The sequence below is a fragment of the Paucibacter soli genome (assembly GCF_037482845.1).
Classification (GTDB): domain Bacteria; phylum Pseudomonadota; class Gammaproteobacteria; order Burkholderiales; family Burkholderiaceae_C; genus Paucibacter_B; species Paucibacter_B soli.
This window is the reverse complement of the sequence record NZ_JBBHJW010000008.1, coordinates 1-15,869: the sequence shown is the minus strand read 5'-3', so window position 1 is coordinate 15,869 and position 15,869 is coordinate 1. Positions and strand designations below refer to the sequence as shown.

Below are 15,869 nucleotides of genomic sequence, written 5' to 3'. Positions count from 1 at the left end.
GGGCCTGAGCCGGGCTCAAGAAGGGGGCTTGCCTGCGCGCCGTTGCGGCTGCGGAATTTCACAGCCAGCGCTGCGTGCGCAGAACAGCTCGTAGAGGGTGGCAATGGTGGCCAGCGCCGCCGGGCTGCTGACGCTGTAGTAGGCGAAGCGGCCGTCGCGACGGCAGCTCACCATGGCCTGATCGCGCAGCACCGTCAGCTGCTGCGACAAGGTGGGCTGGTGGATCTGCGTGCGCTGCTCCAACTCGCCCACCGACAGCTCGCCCTGGCTCAGGGTGCACAGGATGAGCAGCCTATCCTCGTTGCCCAGGGCCTTCAGCAGCGCCGTGGCCTCGCGCGCATGCTCGCGCATTGGCGAGACGTCGTCGGTGGCGGGCGGGAGCTTGCTGCGCATGATGATCCTGAAAGATTGATATCAAACTTTCGATACTGTCGGATCATGGTAGGGCGCAGGTCCCGCGCCGACAAGGGCCGCGGCACGGGGACTTTCCCTTGATGTGGCGCAAACAAAGCGCTTGCGCCCGCTCACTCAGAGCACCAGGCCGGGATTGCCCTGCACGCCCAGCAATCTTGGCGTGTTGAGCTTGCGCGTGCCGACGCGACCCTGGCTCCGCAGCCACTGCTCGACCACATCCCACACCATGCGGGTGCCGGGCAGGCTGGCAGCCTCTTCGGCCACCGGGGCCCAGCCGGCCACCTTGTAGGTCTTGTCGGCCTCGATCGGCTTGCCGTGCAGGCGCAGGTCCTGGATGCGCCTGCCCATCGGCGCGCCGGGCTCGCAGCTATAGCTCAAGCCGCCCACGCGCACCATGTCGCCGCCCTGCTGGTAGTAGGGGTCGGGGTTGAAGAGGTTGTCGCACACGTCTTCCAGCACCGTCTTGATCGTGGTGCCGCTCATGGGCGTGACGGTGGCGTAGGAATAGGTGGTGGCGAGCTGGTCCATCATCAGCTCGCGCGTGATCACATCGCCCGGCAGCAGCGTCGTGCCCCAGCGGAAACCGGGCGAAAAGGCCATGTCGGCGCCCTGCACCTCGATCAGCGCGTCGACGATCAGCTGGTCCCAACTGCCGTTGAAATTGCCGCGGCGGTACAGCAGGCCGTCGCTCACCGCCAGCTGCTCGCTCAGCTTGGCCTCGTAGGGCTTGCGGATCTTGGCGATCAAGGCCTCCATCTCGGGATCGGCCTTGAGCATATTGGAGAAGATCGGCAGCAGCTTGTAGCGGAAGTCGGCCACGCGCCCATCCTTGACCTCGAAGTCCAGCACGCCCAGGAACTTGCCATTGCTGCCCGCATTCGTCACCAGGGTGCTGCCGCCGGCGTTTTTCACCTGCACCGGCACGGGCACGCCGTCGTGCGTATGCCCGCCCAGGATGGCGTCGATGCCGCGCACCTTCGATGCCATCTTCAGGTCCACGTCCATGCCGTTGTGCGAGAGCACCACCACCACCTTGGCGCCCTTGGCGCGCACCTCGTCGACCATGGCCTGCATGTTCTCGTCCTGGATGCCGAAGGCCCAGTCGGCCACCATATAGCGCGGGTTGGCGATCGGCGTATAGGGGAAGGCCTGGCCAATGATGGCGCATTTGATGCCATTCATCTCGCGCAACACATAGGGCGCAAACACCGCATCGCCGAAGTCATTGGTCTTGACGTTCTGCGCCACGAAGTCGAGCTTGCCCTTGAAGTCCTTGTCGAGGATCTCCTTGACCCGCTCCATGCCATAGGTGAACTCCCAGTGGCCGGTCATCACGTCGACGCCCAGCAGCTTGCAGGCGTCAACCATGTCCTGGGCGTTCGTCCACAGCGAGGTGGCCGAGCCCTGCCAGGTGTCGCCGCCGTCCAGCAGCAAGGCGCCAGGGCGGCTGGCCTTCATGCGCTTGACCAGGGTGCTGAGGTGGGCAAAGCCGCCCACCTTGCCGTAACGGCGTGCGGCGCGCTCGAAGTCCAGGTAGGTGTAGGCATGAGCCAGCGCCGTGCCTGGCCGCACACCAGCCGCCTTCAACAGGCCCTCGCCCACCACATGGGGGCTTTGGCCGCGCATGGCACCTAGCCCCAGGTTCACATTCGGCTCGCGGAAGTAGATCGGCTTGAGCTGCGCATGGCAGTCGGTCATGTGCAGGAACGACACCTGGCCGAAGCGCGGCAGCTCGTAGAGCCCCTGCTCTGCGGTGGCCGCATCGGCGTCGGCATAACGACCCAGACCCATGCCCGCCACCGAGGCCGCGGACATCACTTGGAGGAATTCACGTTTGCTGAGGCTCATGGTAAGTATTCGTATTCACTGATGTTTTGGATCGAAGAAAGCCCGTCGGGGCCGGGGCTCGGACGGGCTCGCTCGTGCGGCTGGGCTGCGGCCTACTGGTTCACCGGCGAGCGCGGGTCGAGGATCAGCGCCATCACATGGCGCAGCTGCTCCTCATTGAGCAAGCCGGCATGGCCGAAGCGCGGCATATTGGAGCAGGCGTTGTAGGCCTTGGAGTTCCACAGCTTGCCCCAGGTGTATTGCACGATGGCGGCACTGGCCGGGTCGGCCGGGTCCTGCACGCCACGGATCTTGCCGTAGTTGTACAGGCTGGGGCCTATGGTGCCGAAGGAGACCTCCTGCTTGCTGATCTGATGGCAGTTGTAGCAATTGGCACCGTTGGCCTCGGGCGCCGCGGACTTGTCGGTCCAGGTCATGCCACGCCCGTTCTGTGCCAGCTTCTCGCCCTCGCGCCAGTCGCCCAGATACCGTCCGCCGGTCGGCCATTTGATCGAGGCCAGCGCCTCGTCCTCGACGCGCTTGGCCACGCCTTCGGGCGGCGCGGTCTCGGCCGAGCAGGCCTGCTGACCGAGATCCTGCTCCAGGCGCTTGGTGGTGGCAATGCCCTCGTCGCGGAACGAGGCCTTCAGCATCGCCAGGGCCTGGGCGTCCAGCTCGGCCGCCGTGGGCTGGCTGGGCAGGCTGGCGCAACCCGCTGCCCCCAGCGCCAAGGCAGCCACCACACCCCAAACAAAGCGTTGGTTCATTTGCATCTCCTTCAGCGCTTGATGGCCGGTGCGATGGACTCCGCACCCTTGGCATTCACACCCATGTACACGGCCAGGGCGATGGTGACATCCGAGCCATAGCCCGGATAGGGGAAGCGCTGCTGGCGGTAGCAGTCGTTCAGCCGCCGTTGCATGCCCCACAGCTCGCCGCTGGAAACGCGGTAGGCCGGCCAGGCCGCGAAGCCCACGCCATCGCCCGGGTTCGTGGTGAGCTTGGGCAGGTCCTGCAGGCGGATGCGCTTGCCTTCCTCGCCATGGCAGGTGGCGCAGGAGAAATCCATCGGTCCGCCGCGGAAGAAGAAGGCGCGCTTGCCGAGTTCGTACATGCGCTGCTCGGCCGCATGGGCCTGCGGCAGCTGCATGCGCTGACCGCGCGATTCGGCCGAGATCCAGGCCACCAGGGCCTCCATGGTCAGCTGCTCGCCCTTGCCGAAGGGCGTCTTGGCAATCGCCTCGCTGTCCAAGCCCTGCAGCGTGCTCATGCAGGTCAGCAGGCGCGACTCCAGGTCCTGCACACGCTGCGTGTCGGCGAACCAACGCGGCAGGCGCACAAAGGCGCCCTTCACGACGCCGGCGCCCTGGCCCAGATCGCAGCGCTCCAGCGTCGCGTTCTTGGGGCCGCGCTTGGTCTTCCACAGCTCCTCGCCCTTGGCTTCGAAAAGCTCCGCCGGGTTGCCATCGGCCAGCAGGGCGCGGTATTCGGCGATCGCGTCTGAAGCCGTTTTCTGCGCCGCGGCAAGGCCGGCAAGCAGGCCGAGGGCCGTGCCGGCAAGCAATTTCCAATGCGTCATGCTCTTGTCTCCTTGCCTTGTCGTCCAGGCCGATTCCTGGCGCCAGCAACTGTAGGGCGGCCCCGCGCCGCAGCCGCTAGGTATCAACACGGGGTCAGGACACCGTCGCTTCGTCGCTGCGCTTGTCGCCCTTGTTGTCGGTCCAGGATACCTGCACCTTGTCGCCGGCCTTGGCGCCCTTGATGACGAATTGCAGGAAGGGGTTCTTCGAGACAGAAGGACCCCACTCGGCGGTCAGCACCACCTTGCCGTTCAGCGCGGCGCTCACTTCATTGATGTACCAGGCCGGGATGGTCTTGCCGGCCGCGTCCTTGCGCTGACCGCTTTCCATCTCATGAGCCATCAACACGCGCACGGTGGCCTTGTCGCCAGCGGCTTGCGCACGGATTCGCATCGGATCTGCCATGTCTTGCTCCTGTTAGCTAATTCAGAAAATGCGCGGTCGTGGTTTCAACCGCCACAGCCACCCAAGGTAACCTTGACTTCCTTGAGCGCGTACAGCACCTTGTTGTCATTCGTCACCGCCACCGCGTAGACGTTGGAGGACTGCCCCATCTTCACGCGCGTCGAGAAGCTGGCCTCGACCTCCGGGCTGACGTTGAACAACGCAGCCAGCACCGAGGGGTTCTTCTCCACCAGCAACATCATCTGCTTGACGCCGGCCGCGGTGGTGGCCGCACCCAGCGGCACGACGGCGCCGTTCTCGGCAATGTCGGGCGCCGTGATGCTCACGTCCTTGCTTTCGGTGGGCGCACCATAGCCCAGCGCCTTGACCAGTTCGGCCAGACTCTTGGCGTCGAAGGCACCCTTGCCGGCGGCGTCGCCGGCGGCGTGGGCAAAGCTGCCGAACATGCCGGTGGCGAGCATCAGCGACGCCACCTTGGCACTGCTGGCCATGATCTCTCTGCGATTCATCTCGATCATCTTGGGTCTCCTTGATCCTTGCATGCTAATAAGGGGATGTGCCGGCCGACTCCGTGTCATCACCCAGGGGAACTTGAAAATCAGCGCGGAGCGCCGCTCTTGAGCCATTGCGCGATGCTCGCGGCATCGGCCTCGCTGAGCGTCTGCGCTGGCATCGGGATCTGGCCCCAGACACCGACGCCGCCGGAGCGAATCTTGCCCGAAAGATAGCTGACCGCGTCGCCGCGCTCGCCATGTTTCTTGGCAATTTCCTGGAACGATGGGCCCACCAGTTTGCCGGCCACCGCATGGCAGGCGGTGCAGCTGCTTTTGTTCAGCAAGGCCATGGGCGCGCCTGGCGCCTTGGCCGCGGGCTCCACCGCGCGCTGCAGCGGCGTGCCCGATGGCTTGCTGGTGTCGGCGCCATGCTGGGGTCCGACGCTGCGGTTCTGCTCGGCCAGATTGCCATGGGCATTGCGGGCATGTTCGGGCAGGAAGGAGCTGATCTTGGCCTCCACCGGGCAGTCCTTCATGCAGGCCACATTGCGGGTGTCCGCCGCCTTGCCCGTGCTCAGCCCCTTGCCGGGCCACAGCGCATGGTCGAGCGTCATGCCATGACGATTCGGCATGCGCTGCTGCACCTCGGCGATGTTGCGGTCCGACAGCTCGAAGTTCTCGGGCACGATGCCGCCCAGATTGAGCAAAAAAGCGGTCACGCTGTAGACCTCGTCGGTGCTCAGCGACTTCGGTGCCGTCCAGGGCATGGCGCGGTTGATGTAGTCCCACAGCGTCGAGACGGTGGCCACCTTCATCAAGGTGCTGCGGCCGGGAAAGCCGCGGTCATTCAGGCGCGCCACATGGCCGGTCCGGATGTCGTCCGGCGTGGTGCCGCCCACCAGCGGCGAAAACACCTCGCCGCTTTCGCCAAAGATGCCATGGCATTGGGCGCATTTGCCTTCCCAGACTTCCTGGCCCCTGGCCACCGTGCCGCTGCCTTTGGGCAGGCCCTTGAAGTCTGGCCGCACATCGATGTCCCAGGCGGCGATTTCCTTGGGCGTGGCGGCGCGGCCGATGCCGGGCATGTCCTTGGCCGACTGGGCCTGCACGGCGCCGGCCAACAACAAGGCGCTGCACAGGCCGATCAGCAAATGCTTAGGAGAGCTGGACATTCTTCACCTCCCCATCTTCCTGGACCAACCAGGTCTGCACGGCGTTGTTGTGATAGATAGAGCGGGTGCTGCGCACCTCGCGCAACTGCTTGTAGCTGGGCTGCACATAGCCGGTCTCGTCCATGGCGCGGCTCTGGATCAGGGCCGGCTTGCCGTCCCAGACCCAGTCGATATTGAAACGGGTCAGGCACTTGGGCAGCACCGCGCCCTCCAGGCGGGCGCTGCGCCAGTTGCGGCCACCGTCCACCGACACGTCCACCCGCTTGATGCGGCCACGCCCCGACCAGGCCAGGCCGCTGATGTTGTAGAAACCCTTGTCGAGCAGCACCTGGCCGCCCGAGGGCGTGGTCACCACGCTCTTGCATTCCTGGATGCTGCTGTACTGCCGATGCTGGCCGCCCGGCATCAGGTCGATGTAGTGGATCGCCTCGTCCTTGGCCGCGTAGGGTTTGTCGCCCACCTCGATGCGGCGCAGGTATTTCACCCAGCTGACCCCCTGCACGCCCGGCACCACCAGGCGCAGCGGGTAGCCCTGCTCGGGGCGCAGCATCTCGCCGTTCTGGCCATAGGCCACCAGCACCTCGCCGCTCTCCACCATCTCCATCGGGATGGTGCGCGTCATCGAGGAACCGTCGGCGCCCTCGGCCAGCACATAGCGGGCCTTTTTGTAGTCCACGCCGGCCAGGTCCAGCAGGGTGCGCAGCGGCACGCCGGTGAACTCGCTGCAGCTCAGCATGCCGTGCGAGTACTGCACCGTGGGCACCGCCACATTGCCCCATTCCATGCCGGTATTGGCGCCGCATTCGATGAAGTGGAAGCGCGACACCGAGGGCAGACGCATCAGCTCGTCCATGGTGAAGACCATGGCCTTCTTCAGCATGCCCGCATCGGAGCCGTTCAGCATCAGGCGATGCTTGGAGGGGTCGATGTCCCACCAGCCCTGGTGATGGCGCTCGAAATGCAGGCCGCTGGGCGTGACGATGCCAAACAGCGACTGCAGGGGCGCGAACGATACCGAGGCCTGCGCCGTCTGGGTCAGGCCCGGGCTCTGGCGGCGCTGCACATTGGCCTCGTACTTGGACGGCTTGCCATAGCCCTCGGTCGCCACCGGCTGACCCAGGCCCTTGCTGTGCTCGGGCAGAGTGAGGATGTTGGGATCACCCTCGCCGGCCTGCACCGGATTCGAGCTGGCAAGCGCCACCGGGGCGGCCGCAGCTGCACCTGCCGCCGCAAAGGCCTTGCGCATGAAGTCGCGCCGCCCCTTCTTGGCCTCGGCGAAGACCTGGCGTATGCCCGCCGGGTCCAGGAAGTTCTCGGGCGCCTTGATCAGCCGGCCCGATGGCTTGTCGTCAGAATTCACAGCCACTCCTTTGGTTCAAGCAGGCCGGCCTGTGCCTCGGCGCCGGCCACGTCGGCCGCACGCTCCGCCACACCCAAGCCCTGAAAAATCTCACACAGCGCTTCCACCCTTTGCTGCGCCAAGCGGTAATACACCTTGGCCCCGTCACGGCGCCTGCTGACCACGCCCGCCTGGAATAGCGCACGCAGGTGGTGCGACAGATTCGGCTGGCTGCCGCCTACAACCATCAGCAACTCGCCCACATTGCGCTCGCTCCGGCAAAGCTCGCACACAATGCGGATCCGGCAGGGAGCGGCCAGCACGGCAAACAACTCCGCGGCGTTGTCGAACACCCGATCTCGCAGCTCATCGTTGATGCCAGTATTCATGCGTACATCACTATGCCCGAATATTATCGCCAAATGAATTACGGATATTAGGTATTTCCACCGACGGCCAGGGCTGCGTTGCCAGTGCGGTGAGATTGCACGGCCACAGTTAACATCCGGGCTCCGACCCTTCTCCCGCACCCATGAAACTCGCCACCTGGAACGTCAACTCCCTGGCCGTGCGCCTGCCGCAGCTGCTCGACTGGCTGGCCGCCAACCCGGTCGATGCCCTGGTGCTGCAGGAAACCAAGCTCAGCGACGACAAGTTCCCGACACTCGAGATCGGCGCTGCCGGCTACCAGGTGCAATGGTTCGGCCAAAAGACCTACAACGGCGTGGCCCTGATCAGCAAGGCACCGGCCAGCGCGGTGGTGAAGAACATTCCCGGCTTTGCCGACGAGCAGGCGCGCGTGATCGCCGGCACGGTGGCCGGCGTGCGCGTGGTGGGCGCCTATTTCCCCAACGGCCAGGCGCCCGACAGCGACAAGTTCCGCTACAAGATGGGCTGGCTGCAGGCCCTGCAGGACTGGCTGCGCCAGGAGCTGCAGAGCCACGACAAGCTGGTGCTGATGGGCGACTTCAACATCGCCCCCGAGGACCGCGATGTCTACGATCCGGTGGCCTGGGCCGGCCAGATCCATTGCACGCCAGAGGAGCGCGCGCATTTCCAGGCCTTGCTGGAGCTGGGCCTGAGCGATGCCTTCCGGCTCTTCGAACAGCCAGCCAAGAGCTGGAGCTGGTGGGACTACCGCAACCTCGCCTTCCGCAAGAACCAGGGCCTGCGCATCGACCATATCCTGGTCAGCGCGGCGCTCAAGGGCGCGGTGAAGTCCTGCGTGATCGACAAGCTGCCGCGCAAGAACGAGCGCCCCAGCGACCATGCGCCGGTGGTGGTGGAGCTAGCGCTGGGCTGAGTTTGAAGCTGCCATGTCGCGCAGCATGTCCCTGAGTTCGGCCCAGCTGTAGCGCGCCTGCGCCGCCAGCAGGCCGAGGCGGCCGAACACCGGTGTCAGCCCGTAGCGCGCCAGCGCCTGCGGCAGGGCTGCGCGGCCGCTGATGGCGTCGGCCAGCAACTCGCCGGCCACCGTGGTGGGCGCCACACCATGGCCACCGAAGGACTGGGCAAACCACAGGCCGGGCGCCAGCTGACCCAGCTGCGGCATCTGGTGACGTGCATAGCTCATCAGCCCGCCCCAGGCGAAATCGATGCGGGTGCCGCGCAGCTGCGGATAGACCTTGAGCATATCGGCGCTCAGCAGCGCCGCAATGCGCCGGGGCTCACGCTCCAGGATGGAGATGCGGCCACCCCAGAGCAGGCGCCGGTCGGCCAGGCGGCGGTAGTAGTCGAAGGCAAAGCGGGTGTCGTAGACCGCCGCCGGCGTGCGCACCGGGCAGGTGCGCTCGTCCAGAGGCTCGGTCACCATCACATAGGTGGCGATCGGCAGGCGGCTGTGTCGCAGCCTGCGTATGCTGCTGCCCTTGCCTTGCAGATAGCCGCCACCGGCCACCAGCACCTGGGCCGCGCGCAGGCTGGCGCCCGCGGCCGTGTGCAGGCGCCAGCCGCCACCGGCCAGGGGCTCCAGACGCTGCAGCGCACTGTGCTCATACAGCTGCGCACCTTCGGCCTGCAGCAGGCGCGCCAGGCCCTGGGCGTATTTGAGCGGATGGAAATGAAAGGCGTCGCGCTCCAGCAGGCCGGCACTGTAGCGCTCGGTATGCAGCAGCTCGCGCAGTTCGGCGCCGCCCACCTCGTCCCAGACCACGCCCAATTCGCGCCGCAGGAACTGCGCCTGCGCACGCAGCGCCGCGCTGGCGCGCGGGCCGTGGAACCAATCGGCCAGCAGGGCGCCACCCTCGCAGCGCTCGCAGGCGATGCCATGGCTGTCGATGCGCTCGCGTATCAGCGCCACCGCCTCGCGCGTCAGCCCGTAGAGCGAACGTGCCGCCTGCCGCCCCAGCTCGCGCCACAGCAGCCTGGCGTCGCGGCTGTAGCCGCCGAACACGAAACCGCCGTTGCGGCCCGATGCGCCATGGCCGATCTCATGCGCCTCCAGCAGGGCCAGGCTGCGCATGCCGCGTTCCTGCAGGCCGCGCGCCGTGGCCAGGCCGGCAAAGCCGCCGCCGACGATGGCCACCTCCACCGCCGGCTCCGGCCCGCCGAGCGCCGGCAGGCCCAGCGGCCGCGTGCTCGCCCGGTAGTAGTTGCTCTCCTCTTGCTGCGTCACGCCATGCGCGCCTGCAGCGCTTCGAAAAAGCGGCCCACATGCAGGCCGTCCATCAGGGCGTGGTGCACCTCCAGATGCACCGGCATCCACAGCCGGCCGCTGCCGGGCTCGGGCTCGTAGCGGCCCAGCGCAAACTTGGGGATGGCGTCGCCACTGCCCAGCTGGCGCGGATGCGAGAAGCTCGTGAAGCTGAGCCAGGGGATCACGGTGGTGTGGATCAGGTCCTGGCGCGCTGCCTTGGCCGTGGCGACGATGGCAGCGGGGTCCGAGCCGCGCGCCGCCGCCAGGCTAGCCTGCCCCTCGCGCACGAAGCGGCTGAAGTCGGCGTGATAGGCCAGATCGGCAAAGGCCAGGCTCTCGTCGCTGCGCAGCACCGTGGTGCTGGCGTCGACCTGCTCGAACTCGATCACCTGGCCGTCGACGATGCGCTGGCGCAAGCAGTCAAATTCATTCGCCGTGGCCAACAAGACATGGTGGTAGGCCAGAAACGGCGTCGCGCCCGGCACGGCCTTGGCGCGTGCCAGCAGGCCGCTCAATTCCACGCGGGTGCAAAGGCTGAAGTAAGGCTGGTTGAGCTGGCGGAAGAACTCGAAGCTGTGGCGGCGTGGCCAGCTGGGCAGGTCGATGACGCGTGGCATCGGCTCATGCTATCAGCTGCGCATCAGCGCCAGGCACTCGTCCAAGAGTGCGTGCAGTTGCTCGATCTTGTCGTCGCCCAGGCGTTGGTTGAGCGAGAGCTGGGCGCGCTTCCAGCTGTTCTTCATGGCCTGGCGCTTGGCGCGGCCGGCCTCGGTCAGCTGCAGCCGATGGCTGCGCGCATCGTCGCCCTCCAGCTGCTCCACCAGGCCCGCGGCCACCAGACCCTGGACGTTGCGCGAGAGCGTCGAGACGTCGAGATCCATGCGCCGAGCCAACTCGCTGGGCTGCACCGGTCCGAGATGATCGAGGTGGGCCAGCAGCGAATACTGCGTGGTCTTGAGCCCGGTGTCGGCGAAATGGCTTTCGCAATGCTGCGACACCAGCCGCGTCAGCTGGCGCAGCTTGAAGTTGGTGCAGCCCTGCGGACCTTGCTTCTCCAAGGCCTTTGCGACCGTCGCGGGCTTGCTTGACATACTGGCATTGTAGTGACGATGATTGCAACTGCAATAGTTGCAGCTACAAGCATTGGACCAAGCATGGACGCACGCACCACCCCCAAGCCGAGCACCACAGCCGACGAACTGCTGGCCCAATGGCAGGCCGACGAGGCCATGGTGCGCGCACGCCTGCGCCACGAGCATGGGCTGGCGCGGCCCGAGCAGCTGGCGGGCCTGAGCGGCCTGCAGCAGATGCAGGCCATGCTGAACGGCGAGTTCCCGCCGCCGCCGATTGCGCACACGCTGGACTTCTGCCTCATCGAGGTGGCGCATGGCCGCGCGGTGTTCCAGGGCCGGCCGCAGCGCAAGCATTACAACCCGCTGGGCACGGTGCACGGCGGCTGGTTCGCCACCCTGCTGGATTCGGCGCTGGGCTGCGCGGTGCACACCAGCCTGGAGCCCGGGCGCGCCTACACCACGCTGGAATTCAAGGTGAATCTGGTGCGGGCGCTGTCAGAGCGCGTGCCGCTGGTGCGCGCGATCGGCGAGCTCACGCATGGCGGGCGCCAGGTGGCCACCGCCGAGGCGCGCCTGGTGGGGCATGACGGCAAGCTCTATGCCCATGCCAGCACCACCTGCCTGATCTTCGATCAGCGCTAACGCCCACCCCCTACCGGCTGCGCCGGCCCCCTCAAGGGGGCGCGCCCGCAGGCCCGGCAATGCCGGATCCTCGGACGCTGCCGGGCTCGATCGTTCCTTGTGTCAGGGTGTGCCGAGCATTCGCCTCGGGCAATTGGGGAGCATTTAGCCCCGCAAGGCGTGCGTGGCCTGGGCCAGGCGCGTGATGCGGGCCCAGTCGCCGGCCGCGATGGCATCGGCCGGCGTCAGCCAGGAGCCGCCGCAGACCTTCACATTCGGCAGGCCCAGGAATTGCGGCGCGGTCTCGGGCGTGATGCCGCCGGTGGGGCAGAAGGCCACGTCCGGGAAGGGGCCGGCCAGGGCCTTGAGCAGGTTCACGCCACCCACTGCGGTGGCCGGGAAGAGCTTGAGAAAGCCATAGCCCGCGGCATTCGCCTGCATCACCTCGCTGGCGGTGGATACGCCGGGCAAGAGGGGCAGGTCTTGCGCCTGGCAGGCCGCGGCGATCGCATCGGTGAAGCCGGGGCTGACGCCGAACTGGCAGCCGGCATTCTTCGCCGCCTGCACGTCGGCCGGGCTGCGCAGGGTGCCGGCGCCAACGATGGCCTCGGGCACGGCGCGCGCCATCGCCTCCATTGCCGCCAGCGCCACCGGCGTGCGCAGCGTCACCTCCAGCACGCGCACCCCACCGGCCACCAGGGCCTGGGCCAGCGGTACGGCGTCTTCGAGGCGCTGGATCACGATCACCGGAATTACCGGGCCATGCGCGGCCAGGCTGAGGGTTCTTGCGTCGCTCATATGGTTTCCTAGGGTCAGAGCCAAGAAATGGCGCCCTCTTCGGCGCTCTTGACGTTGCGGCGCAGGCCGGCAAACAGCTCGCGGCCGAGGCCGGCACCGTTCTCGGCCTGCTGCTCGGGCGTGATGGTGGCGATTTCGCGCTGCGCCCATTCGGCCTCGGGTACCAGGGCCTGCAGCGCGCCGCTGACGGCGTCCATGCGCACCAGATCGCCATCGCGCAGCCTGGCCAGCGGGCCGCCGGCCAGCGCCTCGGGGCTCACATGGATGGCGGCCGGCACCTTGCCGGAGGCGCCGCTCATGCGGCCGTCGGTCACCAGCGCGACCTTGAAACCCTTGCCCTGGAGCACCGCCAGCGGCGGGGTGAGCTTGTGCAGTTCGGGCATGCCATTGGCCTGCGGACCCTGGAAGCGCACCACCACCACCACGTCGCGGTCCAGCTCGCCGGCCTTGAAGGCCGCCTGCATGGATTCCTGGTCGGTGAAGATGCGCGCCGGCGCCTCGATCACATGACGATCTTCCGGCACCGCCGAGACCTTGATGACGGCGCGGCCCAGATTGCCGGCCAACAGCTTCAGGCCGCCGCTGGCACTGAAGGGGGCGGCCGCGGTGCGCAACACGCTCTCGTCGCTGCTGCCCTCGGGCAGCGCCTGCCATTGCGGCTGGCCATCGGCAGCCAGGCTGGGCACGCGGCCATAAGCCTGCAGGCTGGGGCCGCAGACGGTCAGCACCTCCTCGTGCATCAGGCCGGCCTGTAGCAGCTCGCGGATCACGAAGCCGGGGCCGCCGGCGGCCTGGAACTGGTTCACATCGGCGCTGCCGTTCGGATAGACGCGCGCCAGCAGCGGCACGGCGGCGGACAGGTCCGAGAAGTCGGTCCAGTCGATCAGGATGCCGGCCGAGCGCGCCACCGCCACCCAATGGATCAGGTGGTTGGTGGAACCGCCGGTGGCGAGCAGCGCGACCATGGCGTTGACGATGCAGCGCTCGTCCACCAGGCGGCCGATCGGGGTGTAATTGCCCTTGGCTGCCGTGATGCTGAGCGCCTGGCGCACCGCGGCGCGGCTGAGCTGCTCACGCAAGTCGTCATGCGGATGCGCAAAGGCCGCACCGGGCAGGTGCAGGCCCATGGCCTCCAGCAGCATCTGGTTGCTGTTGGCCGTGCCGTAGAAGGTGCAGGTGCCGGCGCCATGGTAGGCGGCCGATTCGCTCTGCAGCAGCTCATCGCGCCCCACCTTGCCTTGTGCGTAAAGCTCGCGCACCTTGGCCTTCTCGCTGTTGGAGATGCCGCTGCTCATCGGGCCGGCAGGCACGAACACACAGGGCAGATGGCCGAAATGCAGCGCGCCGATCAAGAGGCCCGGCACGATCTTGTCGCAGATGCCCAGGAGCAGCGCGGCGTCGAAGACATCGTGGCTGAGCGCGATGGCGGTGCTCATGGCGATGTTGTCGCGCGAGAACAGGCTCAGCTCCATGCCGGGCAGGCCCTGCGTGACGCCATCGCACATCGCCGGCGTGCCGCCCGCCACCTGCACCGTGGCGCCCTGGGCATGGGCCTCGGCGCGTATCAGCTCGGGGTAATGCTCGTAGGGCTGGTGGGCCGAGAGCATGTCGTTATAGGCGGTGACGATGCCCAGATGCGGCGCCTTCTCGGCCACGATGCGCAGCTTGTCGTTGGCCGGCATGGCGGCAAAGGCATGCGCCACATTCGCGCAGCCCATGCGTTCGACGCCGCGCTTGCGGCCGGCCAGCTGCGCCACCTGGGCCAGATAGCGCTCACGGCTAGCGGCGCTGCGCGCCTGGATGCGCGCGGTGACCTCGCCGAGGATAGAGCGAGCGGTCTTACTTGTCATATGGTCAGCCCCAGCGCCGATGTAACTCGGCCGGATTGAAATTGGTAACCATATTACAAGATCGGGGCCGGCTTGCGGTTACAAGCGAGGTACGGAACAGGGGCCTCGGGCCGATGGACCACAGCTCCTCAGTTGCCTTCCTGCTTGGGTAGCACGCGAGCCAGCGACCGCAATTTCTGCCACAAGAGCGCCTTTGGAAGGCTCATCGCCATGGCAAGCATGCAGCGCTCCAGGCGGCCTGGCCGGGTCTGCAACGCATGCAAGGCCTTGCCGAGGTCGGCCAATATTGCTTGGCCATAGGCTGCCTCGGCCTTCGCGACCGCGCGTCGGAGCAGGGGCAAGGGCGGCCCCATCATGGCCAGGTCGATGACATCCCGGCTGAACACGCCGTCATCGCTCCAGCGATCCGAGTTGGCCAACAACTTGCTGGTGGCCATATCCAATGGCGTGAGTGTGGCCACACCGCATACTTCGTCCAGTGGCCCGGGAGCCTCCAAAGCGATGCGGCCTTCCAGCACGATTTCGAACTTGATGTGCTGACCGTCAAGCGCCAGCAGCGTACGAACACCATACTGGTCGGCCCTGACCTCCTTGGCTTGCACGAGTGGCGCCGCATCTGCGCGGACCAATGTCGCAATGCCTTGCGCACTGGTCATCCACTGGCGCAGCAAGCGATAACCCGCAATATCGGACACGAGGAAGTCGATGTCCACCGACTCGCGGTACTCGCCATAGCGCAGCGCCATCACGGTGCCACCCGCGAAAAGGCAAGCCGTGGACCTGAGCTTGGGCCCGTCCAATGCCGTCAGCACCTGGGCAATCGCGCGGTGATGAGGGCGCTCAAACACCCGGCCCCCTCGGGCCCAGCGCGGTGCGCAAGGCCTCCATCAGGTCCCGCTCCCCTTCGTCCAGGCTGCTGACATCAAGGTGGCGTGCATTGCGCTCGTAGATGTCGCGCGCCTCGACAGGCGTCAAGCTATCGGTGCCGTGCACCTGCCAGGCCAGGCGCTTGAGCTGCGGATAGTCCGCAAGTCGTATCCGCACCGGAATCCAGGCTCGTTTGTCCAGCGCCTGAGGCGCCGATGCGGCCTCCGGCGCGGGACTCAGAATGCCCAGTTCCAGGCCCATTGCTGCCGCCGCATTCATGTAGGCAGCCATGGTGACCGTGGGCTCACCATGCTCGATGCGATGCAGGGTCACACGCGACATGCCCGCCGCCTGCGCCGCGGCCGTGGCGCTCACACGCAGGGCTTTGCGCTGCGCTCGAATCCGCTGCCCGAGCGCGTGCAAGCTGCTCGCCAGGCGCTCGGAGAAAAGGGGTTGGCTGGCCGGCATAGTGTTTCTCATTCTATGCATTTGTTCCATTTTGTCCATAATGAGAAACAACTTTTCCATACCCTGAATCCGACGAGTCGCGCTGGCCGGCCGGTGCGAAGTCCATACGAGTCTTGATGGAAGCCGAGCGCAAGTGGCGACTGCACGGGTCCATCCGCCTGCCCCAAGCTTGTGGCAAGCGGTCACACACCGCCAACAAAAAGGGCATCCCCCGGAGTCACAGGGGATGCCCAAGAGGCCTGTCTGGATGAGGCCCAGGCGGCCGAGGAAGCCGCCGGATCGCTTTTTCTTCGTCGTCTACCGGTAACTCAATTCCTGCGTATCAA

The 15,869-nt window shown here is 66.7% G+C and carries 18 protein-coding genes; 2 read left to right on the top strand and 16 right to left on the bottom strand.

All coding sequences use genetic code 11. The features are described from left to right. Positions 1 to 15: 15 nt before the first annotated feature. The 9 genes from WG898_RS16430 to WG898_RS16390 all read right to left on the bottom strand — a co-directional run bounded on the left by WG898_RS16430 (position 16) and on the right by WG898_RS16390 (position 7,620). On the bottom strand, positions 16 to 393 hold the full coding sequence (locus WG898_RS16430; RefSeq protein ID WP_339603880.1) for a metalloregulator ArsR/SmtB family transcription factor: 378 nt from the start codon (positions 391 to 393) through the stop codon (positions 16 to 18). A gap of 135 nt (positions 394 to 528) precedes the next feature. Then, positions 529 to 2,262 (bottom strand): thiosulfohydrolase SoxB, encoded by a 1,734-nt coding sequence (soxB, locus tag WG898_RS16425; protein WP_339603879.1) that lies wholly within the window; start codon positions 2,260 to 2,262, stop codon positions 529 to 531. A 92-nt stretch (positions 2,263 to 2,354) separates the two neighbouring features. Further along, a complete protein-coding gene (gene soxX / locus WG898_RS16420) occupies positions 2,355 to 3,014 on the bottom strand; it encodes a sulfur oxidation c-type cytochrome SoxX (protein WP_444718961.1) in 660 nt (219 codons plus the stop codon). A 5-nt stretch (positions 3,015 to 3,019) separates the two neighbouring features. Beyond that, on the bottom strand, positions 3,020 to 3,820 hold the full coding sequence (soxA, locus tag WG898_RS16415) for a sulfur oxidation c-type cytochrome SoxA (RefSeq protein ID WP_339603877.1): 801 nt from the start codon (positions 3,818 to 3,820) through the stop codon (positions 3,020 to 3,022). A gap of 94 nt (positions 3,821 to 3,914) precedes the next feature. After that, on the bottom strand, positions 3,915 to 4,226 hold the full coding sequence (gene soxZ / locus WG898_RS16410; RefSeq protein WP_285232128.1) for a thiosulfate oxidation carrier complex protein SoxZ: 312 nt from the start codon (positions 4,224 to 4,226) through the stop codon (positions 3,915 to 3,917). Positions 4,227 to 4,270: 44 nt separating this feature from the next. Further along, complete coding sequence (gene soxY, locus WG898_RS16405) at positions 4,271 to 4,735, bottom strand: thiosulfate oxidation carrier protein SoxY (RefSeq protein WP_339604141.1); 465 nt, start codon at positions 4,733 to 4,735, stop codon at positions 4,271 to 4,273. Between the two features lie 89 nt (positions 4,736 to 4,824). Beyond that, a complete protein-coding gene (locus WG898_RS16400; protein WP_339603876.1) occupies positions 4,825 to 5,892 on the bottom strand; it encodes a c-type cytochrome in 1,068 nt (355 codons plus the stop codon). Further along, the gene (gene soxC, locus WG898_RS16395) at positions 5,876 to 7,252 is read right to left on the bottom strand and encodes a sulfite dehydrogenase (RefSeq protein WP_339603875.1); all 1,377 of its coding nucleotides are present in this window, start codon (positions 7,250 to 7,252) and stop codon (positions 5,876 to 5,878) included. The genes WG898_RS16400 and soxC overlap by 17 nt, the downstream gene beginning before the upstream one ends. Then, on the bottom strand, positions 7,249 to 7,620 hold the full coding sequence (locus WG898_RS16390) for an ArsR/SmtB family transcription factor (RefSeq protein ID WP_339603874.1): 372 nt from the start codon (positions 7,618 to 7,620) through the stop codon (positions 7,249 to 7,251). Before WG898_RS16390 ends, soxC begins: the two co-directional genes overlap by 4 nt. Positions 7,621 to 7,763: 143 nt before the next feature. Between WG898_RS16390 and xth the strand changes: the two genes are divergently transcribed. Next, positions 7,764 to 8,534 carry an exodeoxyribonuclease III gene (xth, locus tag WG898_RS16385; protein WP_339603873.1) on the top strand — a complete coding sequence of 257 codons (771 nt, stop codon included), beginning with the start codon at positions 7,764 to 7,766 and terminating at the stop codon, positions 8,532 to 8,534. Here xth and WG898_RS16380 read toward each other — a convergent pair. Genes WG898_RS16380 through WG898_RS16370 form a run of 3 tightly spaced genes read right to left on the bottom strand, consistent with a single transcriptional unit; the run spans position 8,520 to position 10,957 of the window. After that, positions 8,520 to 9,845 (bottom strand): NAD(P)/FAD-dependent oxidoreductase, encoded by a 1,326-nt coding sequence (locus WG898_RS16380; protein WP_339603872.1) that lies wholly within the window; start codon positions 9,843 to 9,845, stop codon positions 8,520 to 8,522. The genes xth and WG898_RS16380 overlap by 15 nt on opposite strands. Further along, positions 9,842 to 10,483, bottom strand: coding sequence for a CatA-like O-acetyltransferase (locus tag WG898_RS16375; RefSeq protein WP_339603871.1), 642 nt, complete (start codon positions 10,481 to 10,483; stop codon positions 9,842 to 9,844). Before WG898_RS16375 ends, WG898_RS16380 begins: the two co-directional genes overlap by 4 nt. Before the next feature lie 12 nt (positions 10,484 to 10,495). Beyond that, positions 10,496 to 10,957 carry a MarR family winged helix-turn-helix transcriptional regulator gene (locus WG898_RS16370; RefSeq protein WP_339603870.1) on the bottom strand — a complete coding sequence of 154 codons (462 nt, stop codon included), beginning with the start codon at positions 10,955 to 10,957 and terminating at the stop codon, positions 10,496 to 10,498. A gap of 63 nt (positions 10,958 to 11,020) precedes the next feature. Here WG898_RS16370 and WG898_RS16365 point away from each other — a divergent pair, with 63 nt between their 5' ends. Then, positions 11,021 to 11,581, top strand: a complete 561-nt coding sequence (locus tag WG898_RS16365; RefSeq protein ID WP_444718960.1) for a PaaI family thioesterase — start codon at positions 11,021 to 11,023, stop codon at positions 11,579 to 11,581. A 144-nt stretch (positions 11,582 to 11,725) separates the two neighbouring features. Here the strand turns inward: WG898_RS16365 and WG898_RS16360 are convergent, their stop codons facing one another. From WG898_RS16360 to WG898_RS16345, 4 genes are all read right to left on the bottom strand, one after another. Then, positions 11,726 to 12,358, bottom strand: coding sequence for a bifunctional 4-hydroxy-2-oxoglutarate aldolase/2-dehydro-3-deoxy-phosphogluconate aldolase (locus tag WG898_RS16360; RefSeq protein WP_339603869.1), 633 nt, complete (start codon positions 12,356 to 12,358; stop codon positions 11,726 to 11,728). Positions 12,359 to 12,372: 14 nt separating this feature from the next. Next, positions 12,373 to 14,208 carry a phosphogluconate dehydratase gene (gene edd / locus WG898_RS16355; protein WP_339603868.1) on the bottom strand — a complete coding sequence of 612 codons (1,836 nt, stop codon included), beginning with the start codon at positions 14,206 to 14,208 and terminating at the stop codon, positions 12,373 to 12,375. A 128-nt stretch (positions 14,209 to 14,336) separates the two neighbouring features. Beyond that, the gene (locus WG898_RS16350; protein ID WP_339603867.1) at positions 14,337 to 15,056 is read right to left on the bottom strand and encodes a nucleotidyl transferase AbiEii/AbiGii toxin family protein; all 720 of its coding nucleotides are present in this window, start codon (positions 15,054 to 15,056) and stop codon (positions 14,337 to 14,339) included. Then, entirely contained in the window at positions 15,049 to 15,603 is a 555-nt protein-coding gene (locus tag WG898_RS16345; protein WP_339603866.1) for a helix-turn-helix domain-containing protein, read from the bottom strand. Before WG898_RS16345 ends, WG898_RS16350 begins: the two co-directional genes overlap by 8 nt. Positions 15,604 to 15,869: the final 266 nt, after the last annotated feature.